Source organism: Desulfovibrio intestinalis, from assembly GCF_014202345.1.
Lineage (GTDB): Bacteria > Desulfobacterota > Desulfovibrionia > Desulfovibrionales > Desulfovibrionaceae > Desulfovibrio > Desulfovibrio intestinalis.
Window position 1 is genome coordinate 116948 of the sequence record NZ_JACHGO010000006.1, and the last position, 19564, is coordinate 136511.

General features: G+C 57.4%; 16 protein-coding genes. 7 read left to right on the forward strand and 9 right to left on the reverse strand.

From position 1 onward, the window contains the following. The 3 genes from HNQ38_RS10415 to mutY all read right to left on the reverse strand — a co-directional run bounded on the left by HNQ38_RS10415 (position 1) and on the right by mutY (position 5123). Entirely contained in the window at positions 1-1365 is a 1365-nt protein-coding gene (locus tag HNQ38_RS10415) for an HlyD family type I secretion periplasmic adaptor subunit (RefSeq protein WP_183720353.1), read from the reverse strand. Continuing rightward, the gene (locus HNQ38_RS10420; protein WP_183720356.1) at positions 1362-3716 is read right to left on the reverse strand and encodes a type I secretion system permease/ATPase; all 2355 of its coding nucleotides are present in this window, start codon (positions 3714-3716) and stop codon (positions 1362-1364) included. The genes HNQ38_RS10415 and HNQ38_RS10420 overlap by 4 nt, the downstream gene beginning before the upstream one ends. A gap of 99 nt (positions 3717-3815) precedes the next feature. Next, positions 3816-5123 carry an A/G-specific adenine glycosylase gene (gene mutY, locus HNQ38_RS10425; RefSeq protein ID WP_183720359.1) on the reverse strand — a complete coding sequence of 436 codons (1308 nt, stop codon included), beginning with the start codon at positions 5121-5123 and terminating at the stop codon, positions 3816-3818. A 121-nt stretch (positions 5124-5244) separates the two neighbouring features. On the opposite strand from mutY, the gene HNQ38_RS10430 reads away from it, so the two are divergent. The 3 genes from HNQ38_RS10430 (at position 5245) to HNQ38_RS10440 (ending at position 7513) form a co-directional block, all read left to right on the forward strand. Beyond that, a complete protein-coding gene (locus HNQ38_RS10430) occupies positions 5245-5754 on the forward strand; it encodes a peptidylprolyl isomerase (RefSeq protein WP_183720809.1) in 510 nt (169 codons plus the stop codon). 350 nt (positions 5755-6104) lie between these two features. Beyond that, complete coding sequence (locus HNQ38_RS10435; RefSeq protein ID WP_183720362.1) at positions 6105-6584, forward strand: DinB family protein; 480 nt, start codon at positions 6105-6107, stop codon at positions 6582-6584. 413 nt (positions 6585-6997) lie between these two features. Next, a complete protein-coding gene (locus tag HNQ38_RS10440; RefSeq protein WP_183720365.1) occupies positions 6998-7513 on the forward strand; it encodes a YceI family protein in 516 nt (171 codons plus the stop codon). A 370-nt stretch (positions 7514-7883) separates the two neighbouring features. Here the strand turns inward: HNQ38_RS10440 and HNQ38_RS10445 are convergent, their stop codons facing one another. From HNQ38_RS10445 to HNQ38_RS10470, 6 genes are all read right to left on the reverse strand, one after another. Further along, on the reverse strand, positions 7884-8354 hold the full coding sequence (locus HNQ38_RS10445) for a hypothetical protein (protein WP_183720368.1): 471 nt from the start codon (positions 8352-8354) through the stop codon (positions 7884-7886). An 84-nt stretch (positions 8355-8438) separates the two neighbouring features. Continuing rightward, complete coding sequence (locus HNQ38_RS10450) at positions 8439-9251, reverse strand: DUF4198 domain-containing protein (protein WP_183720371.1); 813 nt, start codon at positions 9249-9251, stop codon at positions 8439-8441. A gap of 504 nt (positions 9252-9755) precedes the next feature. Further along, on the reverse strand, positions 9756-10445 hold the full coding sequence (locus HNQ38_RS10455; RefSeq protein WP_183720374.1) for a class II aldolase/adducin family protein: 690 nt from the start codon (positions 10443-10445) through the stop codon (positions 9756-9758). Beyond that, positions 10442-11350 carry a glycosyltransferase family 2 protein gene (locus HNQ38_RS10460; protein WP_183720377.1) on the reverse strand — a complete coding sequence of 303 codons (909 nt, stop codon included), beginning with the start codon at positions 11348-11350 and terminating at the stop codon, positions 10442-10444. The genes HNQ38_RS10455 and HNQ38_RS10460 overlap by 4 nt, the downstream gene beginning before the upstream one ends. A 1-nt stretch (position 11351) precedes the next feature. Then, on the reverse strand, positions 11352-12410 hold the full coding sequence (thiL, locus tag HNQ38_RS10465) for a thiamine-phosphate kinase (RefSeq protein ID WP_183720380.1): 1059 nt from the start codon (positions 12408-12410) through the stop codon (positions 11352-11354). A gap of 1 nt (position 12411) precedes the next feature. Next, positions 12412-14724: an ATP-dependent helicase gene (locus HNQ38_RS10470; RefSeq protein WP_183720382.1), complete on the reverse strand. Its 2313-nt coding sequence runs from the start codon at positions 14722-14724 to the stop codon at positions 12412-12414. Between the two features lie 127 nt (positions 14725-14851). On the opposite strand from HNQ38_RS10470, the gene HNQ38_RS10475 reads away from it, so the two are divergent. From HNQ38_RS10475 to panB, 4 genes are all read left to right on the forward strand, one after another. Then, positions 14852-16120: a multidrug effflux MFS transporter gene (locus tag HNQ38_RS10475; RefSeq protein WP_183720384.1), complete on the forward strand. Its 1269-nt coding sequence runs from the start codon at positions 14852-14854 to the stop codon at positions 16118-16120. Positions 16121-16505: 385 nt separating this feature from the next. Continuing rightward, positions 16506-17039, forward strand: a complete 534-nt coding sequence (locus tag HNQ38_RS10480; protein ID WP_183720387.1) for a hypothetical protein — start codon at positions 16506-16508, stop codon at positions 17037-17039. Between the two features lie 560 nt (positions 17040-17599). Continuing rightward, on the forward strand, positions 17600-18484 hold the full coding sequence (gene speB / locus HNQ38_RS10485; RefSeq protein ID WP_183720390.1) for an agmatinase: 885 nt from the start codon (positions 17600-17602) through the stop codon (positions 18482-18484). Positions 18485-18553: 69 nt separating this feature from the next. Beyond that, positions 18554-19387 (forward strand): 3-methyl-2-oxobutanoate hydroxymethyltransferase, encoded by an 834-nt coding sequence (panB, locus tag HNQ38_RS10490; RefSeq protein ID WP_183720393.1) that lies wholly within the window; start codon positions 18554-18556, stop codon positions 19385-19387. Positions 19388-19564 lie beyond the last annotated feature (177 nt).

Consider the following 19564-nt stretch of genomic DNA (forward strand, 5'->3'; position numbering starts at 1 on the left):
TTAGCGTTCTCTCATGGCGTTTTGTTGCGCCTTGAGCAGGGGTTTGAGCAGATAATCCAGCACGGTTTTTTTCCCGGAAATGATTTCAACTACGGCCACCATGCCGGGGATGATGGGCAGGTGTTCGTTTCGGTAGACGATTTCGTTTTTTCTGGTGCGCAATTTGACCAGATAAAAAAAATCGCTCCTTTTGTCCTCGATGGTGTCGGCGCTGATTTGCTCCACTACAGCCTCAAGGCCGCCATAGATGGAAAAATCGTAGGCAGAAATTTTGACGATGGCCCGCTGCTCTGCGTGGATAAATGCGATGTCGGCAGGGCGTATGCGGGCCTCTACCAGCAGGGTGTCGCCCAGAGGAACGATCTCCATGATGGGTTCGCCGGAACGCACCACGCCGCCAAGTGTGTTGATGATGACTCTTTTTACCGTGCCCCGCACCGGAGCGCGCAATTCGGTTCGGGTCACGCGGTCGCCCCCGGCTGAAAGCAGGGCTTGAAGCGAGGTCAGTTCTGTGCGGCGCTTGTTGATTTCTGCGGTGATTTCGGCATCGTATTCGGCCTTGTGCAGAAGCAGCTTGCGTTCGACTTCCAGCGCGGCCTCTTCAGCTTTGCCTGCCGCGGAGGAAACAGCTTCAACATCGCCACGCAGAGTCACAACGCGCTGTTCCAGATCCAGATACTCCACTCTGGGGTAGAGCTTGCGCGCCTCTAGCGGTTTGGCTATGTCGCGGCGTTCTTCAGCCAGGGCAAGATTATGAATAAGCTGAATTTTGCGTCCGCGCTGTTCGTCCACATCCCTGAGGCGCTGCTTGTGTTGCGAAGTCAGCATGGCCATTTCAGAAAGAAATCTGTCGCGGCGGCTGGTGTACATTTCTTCCTGGTCAGCCACTATTTGCGGGGCCGCGGCCACCAGCTCCGCGTCAAAAACAGGGACGGTTCCATTCTTTTCCGCTTCAAGGCGTATGAGGGCCACCCGGTTTTCCAGCGCCTTGGTCAGGGCGTCGGTGTATTGGCTGGCCGCGCCCATATTGTCGAGCCGGGCCAGAGGCTGCTCTTTTTCAACCACTTGCCCCTCGCGCACCAGCACATCGCGCAGGATGCCGCCTTCAAGATTTTGTATGACCTGAGTGCCGCTGGCGGCCACCACCTGCCCCTGCCCGCGTGTGACTTCATCAATGGAGGCCCAGGCCGCCCAGACAAGCAGAATGGCAATAAGAAAGGCCGTGCCGATGGAAAGAAAAACGGCCTCAAATTTGCCTTTGCGCTGCAAGGCGGCGTCCACCTTGTTCATATAGGGCAGATGCTCCTCCTCGTGTGCAGGAGGCAAGCCGAACAAACGCCGCCAGAAATTCAAAAGAGCACTCATGCTGCCCCCCGGATGCCACCTTTAAAAGAATCTTCAGGTGGCGCAGTTGGTGATGTTGGCGCCAGTTTTTCAACACTGGTTTTTTTACCTTCACCTGCGGTTTGCCCTGTATTTTTATCCGCTTTCTCCGCATGGTTGCGGTCGTTCTTTGCGGAGGCGGAAGATTTGTGCTTTTGAGATTTTTGACTGCTTATGGCTTCCAGCACTTCGTCACGCGGGCCGTCAGCCACCACGCGGCCATTATCAATAATGATGAGACGGTTCACCAGGGCCAGCAGGCTGGCCCTGTGCGTGATGAGAACAAGAGTCTTGCCTTCCACCAGTTTGGCAAGGCGCGTGCGCAGCAGGCTCTCGGTAGCCTTGTCCATATTGCTTGTGGGTTCATCAAGAATGAGCACTTCCGGGTCGTGCAGCAGCGCGCGTGCCAGCGCTACGGATTGGCGCTGTCCCCCGGAAATGGCAAATCCCTGTTCACCTACCGGAGCGCCCAGCCCGCCGGGCAGCGTGCGGATAAATTCTGTGGCTCCCGCCTGATAGGCGGCGCGCAGCACCCGCTGGTCTTCGATGCCGGGATCATCCAGAGCGATATTGTCGCGTATGGTGCCGTAAAACAGCGTCACATCCTGTGGCAGATAGCCTATGCGGCCACGCAGATTGGCGGCGTCCATCTGCCGCAGGTCCACGCCTCCAAAGCGCACGGCTCCTTCCTGCGGCGTGTAAAGCCCTGTCATGAGGCGGCCCACAGTTGATTTGCCGGAACCCATGCGCCCGATGATGCCCACTTTTTCGTGAGGGCGTATGGTAAAGCTCACGTCCGACAATGAATTGTGCTTGGCCCCCGGATAGCTGAATCCCACATGCTCGAATGTAAACGCGGGTTGCAGCAGGCCAAAGTCTGTCTTGTCTGTTTCAGCGGGGTCTTCAGTGGGCAGCTCCATAATGGAGTTCAGCGCTGCGAGGGCCATGCGCGACTGGTGCAGGCGCGAAATCATGCCCGCCAGCTGCATCAGCGGGGCCATTGCCCGCCCTGCCAGAATGTTGCAGGCAATAAGGCCGCCCATCGTCATCGCGCCGTCCATGATGCGGTACACGCCCCACACAATAACCCCGACAGACACAAGCTGGCTGAGACCGCTTGAAACGCTGAGGGTCAGGGTGGCGTAACGCCGGGAAATGCGGGATGTTTCAGCCGAGGCGTCGCAGATCTGCTCCCAAAGATGAAGCAGGCGGCTTTCTGCCCGGCTGGTTTTGACGGTTTCAAGCCCGTGCACGATTTCAGTCAGCAGGGCGTTCTTTTGCATATTCAGCATGTAGTTGGTGGCGGCGAAGCGCCGCGCGCCCATTTGCAGCAAAAGTCCTATACCCACCATAAGCGGAACAGCTGTCAGCGGCACGAACACAATGGGGCCGCCGATAAGAAATATGAGGCTGAGAAAGATAATAAGAAAGGGCAGGTCGGCCAAAACGACCAGACTGCCCGAGCTGAAAAAATCCCGCAGCGATTCGAATCCGCTCAGGTTGTTGACAAGCGCTCCCGTTGAATCGGGCTTTGCGTCCATGCGCAGGGAGAGCACCTTGCTCATGAGCTTGCTGGACAGCACCACATCCGCATTGCGTCCGGCCAGATCCACAAAATAGCCGCGCACATTGCGCAGAATGAAATCCACCACATAGGCGAACAAAACGCCTGACGCCAGTACCCACAAGGTTTCTTCGGCCTGGTTGGGCACCACGCGGTCATAAACGTTCATCGCGAAAAGCGAACCCGCTATGCCCAGAAAATTGATGAGAATGGTGGCAATAATGACGTGTTTGTATAAAGGCATGTAGTGGGCAATGACATCCCAGAACCAGCGCTTTGTCACAGGCAGGGCCACGCGGGCGCGGGCGTCCAGCTTGCCGGTAAGGCTGCCAAACACCGCGTATCCCACGTATTCTTCTTCCAGTTCCTGCCGGTTTACGCTTTTGGGATTTTCAGAACCTTCGGGAAAAATGACTTCCGCAGTGTTTGCCGCCGAATCCTGTTTCAGCAAAACACAACTTTGGCCGTGTTTCAGCAGCAGAATGCAGGGCAGAACCAGAGAGGAGATGTTGTTGAGGCTTTTGCGGTGCGCGATGCACGCGTCAAGACCATACCGCTTGGCGGAGCGCAGGCAGGCCGAAGGTGAATCTGAGCTTGGGCCGCCGCGTATGCCGCTGAGCAAAAGGGGTAGAGACACCGGCCTGCCCAGAAGGCGCAGCAATGTGCGCAAGGAATGGGCGAAGGACGGCGTATGGTCCGCACTTTCGGGTATGCTGTCTGCCAAAACTTTTGGTGTTTCGTCAGATGCAGATTTTTGCTCTTGCCTCATGCCTGCCTTATGCAGGACATCCTCAACTCTCTACTTAATAATAAGAAATATTATATAGAAAATGCAAGAGAAAAATACCATTATTTTTCATGTATTATACTATTCAGTCAGGCGCGCTTGACGCACTGTTGCGGAGGCGGGCTCATCTGACGTTGCAGCAGGCTTGTTGAACAGGCTGTCTGCCAGCTTGCGGTGGGCAGCGGGCATGGCCAAATTCTCCAGTTCTTCCGGGGTGGTCCACTTATATTGCTGGGCTGCGGTCAGTTGCAGCGGGGGCGGGCAGGCTTCAGAATATTTTTCGGCTTCAGCGCCGCCGCAGGGATTCATCAGCTCAAGCCCAAAGCAGTGCAGGGTGAGCCGATAGGTGGTGTAGCCGTGGCGTATGACGCCATAATTGGCTGTTACGCGCACCTCGAATCCCGTTTCTTCCATAAATTCCCGAACCGAGGCCTGTTCGGGGCTTTCGCCCGGTTCAACCCTGCCGCCGGGGAATTCCCACAGGTTTCCCCATACGCCGGATGGCGGGCGTTTTTGCACAAAAATGTTTTTGCCGATACGCAGCACGCCCGTGACTGCGTTAACGGGCTTTATGACAGCGCGCTTGCCCGGTACGGGGCGCTGGTCGGCGATGCCAAGATGATGGCTGATGCAGAAGGCTGCCAGGGGGCATGCCCCGCAAAGCGGTTTTTTTCGGCAAACAAGGGCACCCAGCTCCATCATGGCCTGATTGTGCTCGCGGGATTTTCCCTCTGGAACAAGCTTCAATGCCCAACGGTGGATCACGCCCGCCGCAGGTTCCTGCTTCACCGGGCTGTCCACATCAAAAATGCGGGAAATGACGCGCTCCACATTGGCGTCCACACAGGGCAGCTTTTCGCCAAAGGCTATGCTGGCAATAGCTCCTGCCGTGTATGGCCCCACGCCGGGAAGTGCGCGGATGGAAGCCAGATCCGAGGGAAAAACGCCGCCGTGTTCAGCCATTATCTTGCGGGCAGCGGCAAGGATGTGGCGCGCGCGCGAATAGTAGCCCAGGCCTTCCCACAAAAGCAGCACGTCTTCTTCATGCGCCGCCGCCAGTGTGGCGACATCGGGGAAGCGTTGCATCCAGCGCAAAAAATAGCTGACGCCGCGCTCCATTTGCGTTTGCTGCAACATGACTTCTGAAATCCAGACTTCATAGGGCGTGTAGCTGACACGCCAGGGCAGGGCGCGCTGGTGTACGGCAAACCAGTCGAGCAGGGCTTTTTGCAGGCCGGGGATATGATCGCCCGGCGTCAGATGGCGCACCGTGTCAGCCGTTGCTGGCAGGCAGGATTCTTCAAAACCCGGCAAAAGGCTGGCAGGCTGTCCGGCGCTGGCGTCTTTTTTTGAGACGCCATTGGGGAGTTTTTTGCGTGTTTGGGGCATGAAGGCTAATCTATACCCAGCGGCAGGCATTGTCATCTTTCGGGGCATACCCTATATTCCGGCTCAGGACGCTCCTCCGGTTTTTTCCGGGGTGCGGGCCATCACCACTAAAGGAGCTATCATGGCTGAAAATCCCACGGTTTTGCTGGAAACCACGTCCGGCGACATTTTGATCGAGCTCTTCCCCGACAAGGCCCCGAAAACCGTTGCCAATTTTTTGCAATATGTGGATGAGGGTTTTTACAACAACACCATCTTCCACCGCGTGATCCCCGGTTTCATGATCCAGGGCGGCGGTCTTGGCGCGCGTATGGACGAAAAAGCCACCCGCGAACCTGTGGCCAACGAGGCTGACAACGGCGTGAAAAACGAACGCGGCACCATTGCTATGGCCCGCACCCGTGACCCGCACAGTGCCACGGCGCAGTTTTTCATCAATCTGGTGGACAACGCTTTTCTTGACCACAGTTCTCCCACCCTTGACGGATGGGGCTATTGCGCCTTTGGCCGCGTGACCGAAGGTATGGACATTGTGGAAAAGATCGCCAAGGTGAAAACCAAGAGCATGGGCATGCACGAAAACGTGCCCGTGGATATGGTGCTCATCACTGGCTCCAGCCGTTTCGAATAAATCTGGCGCCGATAACTGGCACAAATTTCGTAATGTATTGTCGCTAATTGACAATCGGCTGATTTGATCTCAAGCCCCCGCTTTGCACAAGGCGGGGGCTTTGGTTATGCTGGCGGCAAGGGCAATTCACGCATGGAATACGTCAATTGCTCCGCAAGAATTCGCAGGCAAATTCTTGCCGTAAACGGACATGGGCGAGCTTTTCCCGCCGTAACGCGGCGATTTCAAGTGCAAAATGTTCGCGCTTCCAGCGCAACCGCACAGTCTGTGCGGCCACGAGAACGCAACGAATTTTGCCACTGTGTTCACGATGTGCATTTTCAATGCAAATATGCCCAAAGGAGAAATTCATGTCTCGCGATATTACCAATGCAATTCAGGCTCCTTATCGCCATTCCTGGAACCTTTTGACCCAACTTATTGATACCTGCCCCGACAAAGTCTGGAATGAAACACGCGGCGGTTGGCCTTTTTGGCAGCAGGTTGCGCATGTTCTTGCGGTGCTGAATTTTTTTACGCTTGCCGAAAATGAAGAGCCGCTGCCAGCCCCCTGCGACATGGCCACGCTTATGCTCAAGGTGCAGGGTTCCTGCGTTATAAGCAAAGACACCATGCGTGATTATGCCGAAGCCGTGCGCGTCGCCGTAGACGGCTGGCTGGACGGTCTTTCCGACAGCGATCTTGTCAAGGTGCATACAGTACTGAGCAAAAAAATCGGGCGCGATGTGGCTTTTGGAGCAGCCATAGCCATGCTGGCCAGCCATACCTGCTATCACATTGGCTCCTGTGACGCCGCCCTGCGGGACAACGGCCTGCCCGGCGTTTTTTAGGCTAACGGCTGCCGCCAGAAATTGCCCTGCATTTCAAGGCTGGCGTTTTACCGGAGAATGCGCTTACTGTGGCAGCGTGGGCAAGAGATGCATTTTCTTGTTATGTCTGGAAGAACGAAGCCTTTCGCGGGAGTGTCTTTTTTGTGGCACTCTTGCTTAAAAAGCGAAGTTCAACGCAGAGATAGTGAAAAAAGCGTTTGCGAACAACAGGCTCAAATGAACGCCGGTCTGTGCGGACGTACTGCCTGTTGCCGCGCGATCTCATTCAGAAAAACACGCAAATCCTGATCTAGCGCTGTAACAGACGCCTTTGTCAGAAAAAAATCTCTGCCAGATTGCCTCAAGGGCTTGCCCCGCATGAAAAGGTAGCTATGTATTGTGCATAGAGACGGCTGAAAAACAAGGAGAATACCATGACCACATGGAATAATGATCCGGCCCATTCCCGCCTTGGTTTTGTAGTCAGACATATCACCATTACTGACGTGACAGGCAGATTTGCCGACTTTGTGGTTACTGCCCAGATCGGCAAGGATGATCTTTCCGACGCCAAGTTCAGCATGGCTGCCCAGGTAGCCAGCATTGATACAGATGTGGACGCGCGTGACGAACATTTGCGCAGCCCCGACTTTTTTGAGGCTGCCGTGCATCCCGTCATCACCTTTGAAAGCAGCCGGGTGCATCTTGAATCCAACGGGGAGGGCAAGATCACCGGCACCCTGACCATCCGTGGTGTGGCAAAGGAAGCGACCTTCAACTTCCGCGCCAGCGAAGTGGTAACCAACCCCATGAATGAAAAGCCCACACGCGCCTTCAAGGTGTGGGGCGACATAAAGAGAAGCGAGTTCAATGTCGGCAAGGGCGTTCCCTCACTCATTGTGGGAGAGACCGTGCATGTGACCGCAGATATGGAATGCTCGCCAGCCTAAACAGTGTTGCCGCGAGGGCTTTTCAACGGTCTCTGCATTGAGCTTCGGCTTTTACGGTGGTGGGGTGTCAAAGAATTACTCCCCGCGTAACGGACCGTTCTTGCAGAGATAACAAGTAAGTTCGTCTCGTGACGGCGCAGCCTGATGGCTGACTGTAAATATGGTTTTGATGCTCACGAAAGCGGCCCTTTTCACGCATGAAGGGGGCCGCTTTGTCTGTTTTTGGAGCCAGTTGCTTTGGAGCTTTTTTTGGATTTTGCAGGGATGGCACATGTGCATTGCCCGGCATGCGCGGGTTGCCATTATGTGTTCCGTAAAAATTGAGGCCCGCCCATATGGGCGGGCCTCTGTCCGCGCTGCCAACCTGGGCTTAGGCCTTGCGGCGTCGGCGCCACAGCGCGGAAACTGTTCCTATGTTCAGCAACAGGCTGATGCCCAGCAAGGCCCGCAAGGGGGTGGAAAAACCTCCCCACGCGTCTGCGGCGGCACCAGCCGTGGGTGCGGTGCCGCCGCTATGGACCACCGTAGTCTCGTGCTCTACCCTGTGGCCCATATTGTCGGCCATAATCACCCGCCATTGGCCTGGGGCATTAGGCACAAAGGCGAAGCGTCCCTGGGCATCGGTTCGGCCATTCTGGAACTCCAGGGCTGCATCATCCGGGCTGTAAACTTCCACTTTCGCGTAGGCTGGCACTTCACCCGTGGAATAGGCAAACTGCACGACAATGGCGTTATCTTGTGGAATTTCCACAGCCCGCAAAGCGTGTGCTGAAACTTGCCCCGCGCCTGCCAGTAAAAGACAGGCACAGAGCAGAAAGACGCTGCATGTTTTTGAGGACACAATGATTCTCACTGACGATCTGCCTCGCTAGAGCAGTTTGCTAATGAAATTAGCTGTCCTGCAAGGATTTGCGTGCAAAATGCTCTACCGGACAGGAAAAACGTAGGTTGCCCGCAGATGGTGTTCGTCTGCGTCAGTTCCCGGGGTTTTTTCAGCCGTGGCGGTGCGAACCATCCACAAGGCGGGCTTGTCCACGGTAAACGAGGCTTTGCCCTGGGCATCCGTGGTGGCGGTAGTTTTGTAGGTATCTTCTTCCTTGCTGAATCCATCGTGGGTCAGACCCACTGCAGCGCCAGCCAGCGGCTTGCCGCGCAGCAGAACCTGCACGTTCATTGTGCCGCCCGGCTTCACGGTTGCGGGATTGTCCAGCAGAACAATTTCAAGCATCTGATTTTGAGGCGTCTTGTACAGGCTGTCGGTTGCTGCAGGATTGAGCAGGGTTTTGGCGAATTTTTCGTACTTGCCTACAGAGCGAACTTTCTTGCCCTGGGCTTCAAGTTGCGCGCGGTTGCCTTCAAGCACGCCTTCGGTGGTTTCGCTCCATATCTGGGGCAGGCGGTGCCCCACCAGCAGGGCCGGGGCCGTGTCTGCCAGCGCAATATCGCCCACAAGAGCGGCAAGGGCAGCGTCTTCGCTCAGATTTACGGAAGAGGCTTTGCCATTTTGCAGAACTTGCAGGCGCACGGTCGCGGGATTTTCCGCTTCTTCGCTAATCATGAAAACGTGTGAAGCCTGCGCCTGCACCCGGGTTTTTTGCCCGGCGGGCGGCGTTACAGTGTCGGGCTTGAGAATGAATTCGTGTGCTGCGGCGGGCAAGGCCGCACCAAGAAGAGCCGTAAGAGCCAGACCGCCAAGAAAGGGTTTTGCCTTATGGCCTATCTGCTGCAAAAGGGTCATGGGGGGCACTCCGGGTTGAGGTTCGGCATAGAATGATGTGTTACGAACTTTAAAAAGATGCTACATGTGGCATGTGGATTTGGCAAGCTGAAAAACACGATTTTTATAATCGTGTTACGATGTGTTCAGAAAACGCCACAAAGACCCCTTGATTCATACCTTCAGCTTGCTACTTACAGCTACGGTTAGAGCGGATTTACTTTGCGGCAGTGTGGTGTCTGAAAGGCGTTGCTAGTGACTCCCGCTTCAAACTGGGAGTTTCGAAGCGCTTTCTGGCAACAAATAGGGATATTGGAGCGTGATAGTGGGGAGAGTTGTTAGAACAGGGTGTTGTCCCTCAAAGCCGTCTAAAGCTTAAATGCGCTACCACTGCACAAGAGTGCTGCGTGGCGCATTGCGGCGTGAATTCCGCCGAGGCTACAATTTTCGGCGGAATAACAGCTTTAGAATGTGAAGCCGTTCAAATTAGTCTGCTGTAAGGGCGGATACGCAAACGGCCTGCGTTCAACTCATGCTCAAAAGCTGAATGGCGGCCAGATGCTCCAGTTCCTCGGTCAGGCAAAGGGCTTCTGCCAGACTTTCCCCGGTACCGCACAAGCCGTGCCCGGACATCCAGACTGCCGGATGTTCCAGGCTTGCCTTGGCCACGGCATCGGCCAGTTCCGTGGTTCCGGGAGGCAGGGCAGGGGCAAAACCCAGACGGGCGCGCCAAACGTCTGCTTCAAAGAGGGGAAGCCGCAAAAAGTCCTTCAGAACGTTTGGCAGGCCGTCTGGCAGCCCGCCCTTCTGGTCGCCGGACTGACCTGATTCAAGCCGCAGGCTCAGGGCCAGCAGGCGGCGCGGATGCGTATGCAGAATGGCCTTGCAGTGGGGCTTTGCCCGGTAAATGGCAAGATGCATGCCGGATTCGGTGGACGCCGGGCCGCCATACAGGGGCGTGGCGCTGTGCAGGTCCACAAGGCAGCAGTCCTGCGGGGCGAGGCGGCCCTTGGCCGCACCGCTGCGGGTGAGGCACACAATAGTGTCATACGGCGCAGGCAGGCGGCAACTGGCATTGCCGTTACAACCGGAGAGCAAGCCCTGTTCCCACGCATCGCGGCAGACGCTGCGCATGTCTTCCGCCACGCGCGGCATCAGCTCTTCGGCTACGAAAGGTAGAATGGTTTTGTCCACGCTGTGCCTGGGTTCGGTCATGAGGGTATTCCTTTTTTCTGCCACGCGCGCAGGTCCAGCTGTGAAATGTCGCCGATCTGGCTGGTTTCTACAGTCTGCACCAGGTGGGTGAGCAGGCGTTGAAGAGCTTTGTGCTTTGGGTTGAGGCTGAAGCTCAGCCCGTCCGGCCCTTCAACGGGCAGATATTTGCGGTCGACTTTAAGTGGAATGATGCCCTGTTCAAACAGCAGCAGATACATGAGGTATGCCTTGGTTCCTGAAAGGGCTGCCGTGCGGCTGGAAAGCTTGCCGCTTTCAATGTCGGGGTCGCGCCATTCCGGTTCCGCGCCCAGGTGGCGCACAGCGTCTTCATGAAGCGCGTAGGCCAGCAGATAGCCCGCCCGTCGCGCGCGCCAGCTGTATTCCAGATCTTCGTAGCCGTAGCGGCCATAGCCTTCGTTCCAGAAACCCAGTTTCTCGTGCACGGCGCGGGGAATACATGCGCAGGCCCCGTTGCAGCATGCCACGCTGAGGGCAGGCGTGGTGTCGGCCAACTGTATGGGCGTGCCTTCATGCCAGGGGCAAAGGCGGTATCCTGCCATGCCCACACGTTCATCGGCGGCGAGCATGCCCATGAGGCGCTCAAGCCAGTGCGGGTCGCGGATTTCAACGTCATTATCCAGCTTGACAAAATAGTCTGCGCCGTTTGCGTCTTCCCAGGCCAGATTGGAGGCCACGGCCACGCCCATATTGCGCTTGAGCAGGCGCAAGCGCATGTGCGGATGGGCGTCGGCCAACTCTTTCAGATACAGGGGGGTGCCGTCGGTGCTGCCGTTGTCCACCACTGTAAGGCTGTAGCCGGGCGGCGTTTGCGCAAGCAGGCTTGTGAGGCACAGCCGGGTGAGATCCTGACGGTTCCAGGTCACAACGCCGATATGGGCGCGCATGTCAGGCATCCTGCCCGGCGTCAAAGTGGTCAAAGCCGCCGCCAAGGCTGTCCAGCGGGGCGTTGTTGCACTCTATGCCCCCGCCAGCCGTAACCACGCCAATGCTGAAGAGGCCGGGAATGGCCGCATGCAGGGGCGGCAGCATGTCAGGTGCGCAGGAGCCGAGCAGGGCATAGTCCTCACCGCCCAGCAAGGCCTCGTGCACGGGATTTTTACCAGTTTCGGCGGCGTAGCGCAAAAGCTCGGGATGCAGGCGGCCTTGCGGCAGCACGATTTCCGCGCCAAGGCCAGTGCACTTTTCCGGGCAGGTGACGCTGAGTTCACCCGTAAGGCCCAGCAGGCGCGGCAGATCGCGCATGATGCCGTCTGAAAGGTCCATAAGGGCCGGGGGGCGCGCATTGTAGCCTGCCCGCGCCAGCATGAGGCCAGCGTCCACTTGCGGCACTGGGCGCAAATGGGCAGCGCATGCGGCGGGCCACTCGTTCAGGGCCTGACGGCCTTGCGCTTCCAGTCTGTTCAGCCCCACGCGGGCCAGACCCAGAGAGCCGACCACAAAAAGAACGTCGCCGGGCATGCTGCCGCCGCGCACAAGAAAATGGCCGGGATCAGCCGGTTCGCCCCACACAGTTATGGAAACATGCAGTTTTTCGCTGCGCGACAGGTCGCCGCCAGCCAGCGCCATACGGTGCAGGCCAGCCACTTCGGCCATGCCGCTGAAAAACCTGTTAAGCCAGTCCATATCTGCCCATGCGGGCAGGCCAAGGCAAAGCGTAAAGCCCAAGGGCCGCGCGCCGCACCCCGCAAGATCGCTGACATTGGCGGCCAGCGCCTTGTAGCCCATATCCTCGGGCGTGAAGTAGGATTGGCGAAAATGGATGTCTTCCAAAAAAAGATCGCTGCTCACGCAGAGAGGCCGCCCGGCCTTGAGCACAGCGCAGTCGTCGCCCCTGCCCAATAGCAGCGAGGGGTGCGTCTGGGGAAAATATCCCGCCAGACAGGCAAGAATGCGGTCTTCCGATAGCGGTGCAGCGGAGCCGCTGGTGGAGGAGGCCGGAGCCATATCAATTCTCCATGAGCAGATATTCGCTCAAAATGACCTTGAGGCCGAAGCCGGGAAAGTTCACCTGCACCTTTTCGGGCGACAGGTGCTTGATAATCTTGCCACGTCCGAAGATGCGGTGGGTGCAGTAACAAAGCTGCCCCTGGGCGGCGTCGCCCTTGATCTCGCCGCCAGTACTTCCGGTTGGGGTTGCGCCGCTGCCTGCGGGGGCAGGCGAGGGCGCAAAGTTGCGCGATTGCGAGAAGCTCTGGCCCGGCGAGGTTTTTTCCTGTTCCGCTGGCAGCTGGCAGTCATCGAAGGCGGCATAATCCGGCGTGGCCTGCGGGCGGGCCAGGGGCCGCGCCTGGAACCGGGCCTGATACGAGGGCTGCGCGCCTCCTGAGCTTCCTGCCGCACGGCGTGAAAGAATGCCGCCAAAGCCCTCGATCCATTCTTCCACGAGGTTTGGGGCCAGTTCGCGCACAAAGGGGCTCTGGTTTACATGCTGGCTGCCGCGCTCTGCCCGGTTGTACAGTGACGCCGGGGCGTAAAGATCAAGGTTCTGCCGGGCGCGGGTGCAGGCCACATACATGAGGCGGCGCTCTTCTTCAAAATCTTCCGGTCTGGCAAGGGCGTGCCGTGAGGGAAAACGGTCTTCAACAAGGTCAATGATGCACACGGCGTTCCATTCCAGCCCCTTGGCCGAATGCACGGTGGAAAGGGTGATCTTGCCCTCGGTGTCGTTTTCGTCTTCTTCGGGCGATTCCAGCGCCAGATCGGCCAGAAAAAGATCAAGGTGTATGTAGCCCGAAGCCATCTGTATGATTTCTTCAAGCCCTTGCTGGCGGCGTGGCCAGTCTTCGGGGTACAGGGTTTCCAGACGCGGGCGGTAGTGCTCAAGCACTGCGGCCAGCGTGGATGAAGGCGACATGGGACGCGTGCGCAGATCATTGATAAAGCGCATGTCTTCCAGAAAACCCGTATGGCGCCCAAAGGCTTTTTCCGTGGAGGCAGCGTCGCCGCTGCGGGCAACGGCATAGAGCTTTTCCACCGTCTTGGGGCCGATGCCGCTGTGCTGCGCGGCCACGCGGGCAAAGGCGGGCAGGTCCAGCGGGTTGAGCAGTAGCCGGGCGTAGGCCATGACATCCTTGACGTGGGCAGCCTCGGTATAGCGCAGGCCGCCGTATTTGCGAAAGCCGATGCCAGCCTGATTGAGCGCCATTTCAAGATTGTAGGAGTGGAATCCCGCGCGAAAGAGCACCGCTATTTCATGCGGCATGTGGTCGCGCAGCAGTTCTTCAATACGGCGCACCACAATTTTGGCCTGGCTGGCGTCGCTCATGGGCGTCACCAGACGCACCAGTTCCCCGCCTTCCTTGCGGGTAAAGAGATTTTTGTGAAAGGACTCCGCCGCATGGGCCAGCAAACTGTTGGCCACATCCAGCACGGGCTTGGTGGAGCGGTAGTTCTCTTCCAGACGAATGACCGTGGTACCCGGAAAAAATTTGGGGAAATCCAGAATGTTGCGAACATTGGCCCCACGGAAGGCGTAGATGGACTGCGCTTCGTCGCCCACAGCCATAACGTTGCCGGGGGGGCCGTCTTCCGGCCCGGCCAGCAGGCGCACTATGCGGGCCTGCACCAGGTTGGTGTCCTGATACTCGTCCACAAGAATATGGCTGAAGCGCTGGCGCAGGCTGGCGGCGGCCATTTCATTGTTGCGCAGCAGGGCTTCAAGTTCAAAAAGCAGGTCGTCATAATCCATGAGACCTTTTTCGCGCCTGTAAGAATCGTAGGCATCGCCAAGGCGGGTCAGGCTGTCGGCGTGGGGCAGCAGGTGAAAGGCCTCGCGCCTGAGCACCTCATCCAGCGGCAGTTCCTTGTTGCGGGACTTGCTGAGCAGGCCCACCACGGTTTGCGTTTTGGGAAAGGACTTGTCGCCCCTGCCCAGCTTGAGGTCATCCTTGCAGTGTTTGACCGCCGCCGTGATGTCGGCTGCGTCCATAACCGTAAAGGGACGGTCGGCAAGCCATGCGGGCTTCCAGCGGCGCAGCACGCTGAAAGAAAATGCGTGAAAAGTTCCGCCCTGTACGCCAGTAAGCCCCTGGTTCAGCAGCATGCCCGCGCGGTGCAGCATTTCCTGCGCGGCTTTGCGGGTAAAGGTGAGCAGCAGCATGGCGTCTGGCGAGATGCCGTTTTCAGCCAGCCAGGCCAGACGGTAAACAATGGTGCGGGTTTTGCCGCTGCCCGCGCCGGCCACCACCAGCACGGGGCCATCGCCGCTGGTGGCTGCCTGATACTGGGCTTCGTTGAGCGCTTGTGCGTAATCAATCATAGCGCGACCCTAGCACAAGGCTTTTCGGCCCGCCAGAGTGCCCTGCGGGCAAATACCCGCCAGGGCGCAAACTTGACTTTACGGCCAAGCGGGCGGAGTATCCCGTAAAATCAAGGAATAGTACTGCATGAGTTTCAAGAATGATGTTGTTGTAGGCCCAGGCGTCCGGTTAAGCCGATCTCGCAGACTTTTTTTTGCACTGCTGCTCGCCATGCTGGGAGCCTTCGGTCCCCTGAGCATAGACACCTACTTGCCCAGCCTGCCCCAGATTGCCGGGGATTTGTCCATTTCAACGGCGACAACCCAGATCACCATCACCGCATTTCTTCTGGGCATGGCTATTGGACAGGTGTTTATCGGCCCCATTTCAGACAGTCACGGGCGGCGTGGCCCCTTGCTGCTGGCTCTGGCCTTCTTTACGCTGGCGTCGTTTTTTTGTGCGCGCGCCACGTCGGGCGAAAGCTTTATTGCCCTGCGTTTTGCGCAGGGCCTTAGCGGAGCTGGCGGGGTAGTGCTTTCACGCGCCATTGCCTGCGACCTTTTTCGCGGGCCGGAGCTGACCAGCTTTATGGCTGTTCTTATTGCCATTCAAAGCGTGGCCCCCATTGTGGCTCCGCTGTTGGGCGGCGGGCTGGCAATTCTGGGCGGGTGGCACGCGGTTTTTGTTTTTCTGACGGGCTTTGGCCTGCTGCTTGTGTGCCTGTGCGCGTGGCGGATGCCGGAAACCCTGTTGCCTGAAACGCGCAGGCCCGGCGGCGTGTTCGCCGCTTTGCGCTATACTGGCAAGTTGTTCAAGGAAAAGGCCTTCATGTGCTTTGCAGGCGTGCAGGGCTTCACCATGGCGGGATTTTTCGGCTATGTGGCGGCCTCGCCCTTTATTTTTCAGGATATGTACGGCTTTTCCCACACGGCCTACGCAATGATTTTTGGGGCAAATGCCCTCAGCCTTTCCCTGATGGCCGTAATCACCGGGCGTCTGGCCCGCAGGGTCAAAGAAGAAAAGCTGCTTGTGGCGGGCAATGTTTTGCGCTGGATAGCCTGCCTGATAGTGCTGGCGGTGACCCTTGTGCGTCCGGCTTCGCCCTGGCCCCTGATTGCGGCCCTGTACTGCATGATAACCCTTCAGGGTGTGACCTTTGCTACCAGCTTTACGCTGGGCATTGCCGCGCAGGATGTGGGCGCGGGCGCTGCTTCCGGCGTGATTGGCGTGGCGGCGTTTATTTTTGGGGCTTTTTCTTCCCCTCTTGTGGGCTTGGCCGGACCGGAAACCGCCGTGCCTCTGGGCGTAGTTTGCGCCGTGACAGGAACCGCCACCCTGGTTCTGAGCCTTATGGGCAACAAGGCCCTGCGCCAGCGGCGTGAGCGTTTGGCCGCCGCGAAACAGCCGGAGAATTGAGGTTTGGCCGGGCTTTGCGGCGATTCGCATTGACGCGGGCTGCACCCGATAGTACATATAAAAACGCTTGCGATATTTTTCCCTAGTGCAGATTAACTTTAAGAATTTATATTCTCGAAGTTAAAGACATGCTCGTTACGGCGTTTCACCGCGCTAATAAATAGCGCTTACGCCTCCACGGCGGGCACCAGAGCATTTCAACCTTGAAACGCTCTAGCGGGGGCCGTAACAAATGTTTTCGGCCTTTGGCTGTGCCAGACTGCGTTTTGTTTTCCGGCTGAGTGCCAGCTTTGTAAGGCGCATTGCTGCAAAGTTGATTTGGTCACGTTCTGGTAGAGAATCGGGCCTGACTATACCGGGCCATCAAAAAAATTAAGGAGTTTCCATGCCTGAACCACAGAGCCAATTCCAGAGCGCTGTCGCCGCAATGATTGAATCGGTAATGTTTGAAAACTGGTTGCGCTTCTATTTTATCAGCGAAAAGCCCGAAGCCGCTCCGGTGGATGGCGAAGCGCCGCTGTTTATGGCCGTGCCGGTCAAGGGGATGGAACGCATTGCCGAGCTGTATCCTCATCTGCTGCCTCTGGCCGACGAAATGAATGGCAAGGAAGTGACGTTTGAAATGTCGCAGCGCGCCATCTGTAACTTTGTGGCCACCCATGTTGAAGGCAAAAGCATTGCCCGCGACAGCGCGGCAATGATTTTTAACAGCTCTACTTTTCAGGTGCAGATGCAGCTTTTCAACACCTGGTTACAGATGCATGAAGACCAGCTTGACCGTGGCTTCACGGAATTCGGCGCATGGCGCAAGCTGTTTGACGAATGGCGTCAGAGCCCCGGAGCCCGCGAACTGGCTGAAAAGCTGAGCCTCAGCATTCAGGGTTCGCCTGCCGCAAGCGGCAAGGAAACCGTACAGTAATCTTTGTACCCGCCGCCCATTTGCCCGAAACAGTCTTTCAGGCAAATGGGCGGCGGGTACCCCGATTCGCCTGATAATCTGCCAGTCCCTTGAAAAACTGCTGAAAATCTGTCAGTCCCCTTTGCCTGATACGTGCGCCGCACCGCGCTGCATGGGTTCCTGCTGTTGTTGGTGCGAGATTGTATGGCTGGCGCGTAAATTCTGTTGGAAGGGTAATGCCGGACTGCACGCCGTGCAGAAATGCAAACCATTTCAAATATGCCTCTGCCTAGAAGGGTGGCTTGCGGCAGAAGATAATTTTTTGTACAGCGATACCCCCGCAGCAAGGGCGCCAGCTGACGAGGTATAAGTTTTTAAACTAAACAGGATTTGTTCCTGAAATATATTTTCAATAATTACAGAATATTAAAGAGAATAATTCTTGGGTTTTATTTGGCACGGCCATTGCACAATAGAAAGTACCTTCCTTTCTTTTGCTGACAGCCTCCTCCAAATAAGACGGCCTGCCTCCCCAAGCGGGCCGTTTTATTTGGTTCATCCACGCAGTCATGAGGATAGTCATGCAGCATTTTCTTGCATCGGAATACAGCCCGGTTCGGCCAGATCAGGCCGCCTTTCATATCATTCCTGTTCCGCTGGAGCAGAGCGTTTCCTACGGCGGGGGCACAGCCCACGGCCCAGAGGCTCTGCTCACGGCCTCGCAGCAGCTTGAAGCCTGGGAATGCGGGCACACTCCTGGCGAGTCAGGTTTTTATACTGCCCCGCCTGTGGACTGTCGCGGTCCCATTGAGGCCACCCTTGACCGCATTGAGGCGGCCACTGCCCACGCCCTTTCCTGCAAGGCCATGCCCGTGCTGCTTGGCGGCGAGCACACCGTAAGCCTTGGCGCGTTGCGCGCTTTGGCAAAGCATGCCCAAAACACGGGCGAGCCCTTCGGTATTGTGCAGTTTGACGCCCATGCCGACTTGCGTGCAAGCTATGAAGGCAGCCCATACTCGCATGCCTGCGTTATGCACCGCGCGGTGGCTGACCTGGGCCTGCCGCTGGTACAGTTCGGCGTGCGCGACTTTAGCCGTGAAGAGGCCGAGGTGCGCAAGGCCCACAACGTCACGCACTACGACGCCTATTTCATGTCCCGAGTGGGCCTGCCCGAACTGCCTTTTCCCGAGGATTTTCCTCGGCGCATCTATATCACCTTTGATGTCGACGCTTTTGACGCTTCCCTTATGCCCGCCACAGGTACACCGTCACCCGGCGGCATAAACTGGCGCGAAGCCCAGTTCATTCTTGAGCGTTGCGTGGAAGGCAGGCAGGTCGTGGGCCTGGACGTGGTGGAGCTTGCGCCTATTGCGGGCCTGCACCATTGTGATTTCACGGCGGCCAAGCTGACGCATCTGCTTATGGGGCTGGCCCATAACGCCAACAATCGGCCTTGCCCGGAATAATACAGTCTGGGCTGGCGTAGCAGTTTTCCCCGGCATCTGCCCGCACGGTTTTATCAAGGAGCATTTATCATGAAGAACACTGTGGTCACATTTCGCGCTGCCAAGGGGCAAGACAAGCTTGTAGTGCTTACAGCCTATGACTACAGCACGGCCCGCGTTATGGACGCCGCCGGGGTCAATGCCCTTTTGGTGGGAGACTCGCTGGGCATGGTCATGCTGGGACACGACGATACACTCAGCGTCACAATGGACGACATGATCCGCCATTGCGCCGCCGTGGCGCGCGCTGCGGAACAGGCCCTTGTTATTTGTGACATGCCTTACATGAGCTATCACACAAGCGTGGACGAAGCCGTGCGCAATGCTGGCAGGCTGGTGTGCGAAGGCCATGCCCAGGCCGTCAAGCTTGAGGGCGGCGCGGAATTTTGCGATGTGGTCAAGGCACTTGTGCGGGCGTCCATTCCCGTCATGGGGCATCTGGGCCTCACGCCCCAGTCTGTAAACGCTTTTGGCGGCTTCAAGATGCAGGGCAAGACGCCCAGCGCAGCCCAAAAACTGCTGGACGACGCCCGCGCCCTTCAGGACGCCGGAGCCTTTGCCGTGGTGCTGGAATGCGTGCCAGCGGCTCTGGCCGCCCGTGTTACCAAGGAGCTTGCCATACCTGTCATCGGCATAGGCGCAGGCGCGGAATGTGACGGGCAGGTGCTGGTCTGGCAGGACATGACTGGCCTCAATACCCGCCCGCTGCCGCGGTTTGTCAAATACTTCGGCTCGGTGGACAAAGCCTTGCGTGACGCCATTGAGGGCTATACCCGTGAAGTACGCGCCGGAGCCTTTCCCGGTGAGGAGCATTGCTATCCCTTGCCAGAGGGTATGGAAAAAACCATCAAAAAGCTCAAATAGGTCTGCGCCGCTTCAGCTTTTCAAAGATTGCACAAACAAAAACCCCGGTATTGCCGGGGTTTTTGTTTTGTTTGGCGTGCGGTCGAATGCACCAGAAGTAAAGCTGCCAGGTATGCAGGCGAGGCCAGCACGGCTATGTGTTTGTACCGACGAACGCTGTAGCTAGCATGTATTAAC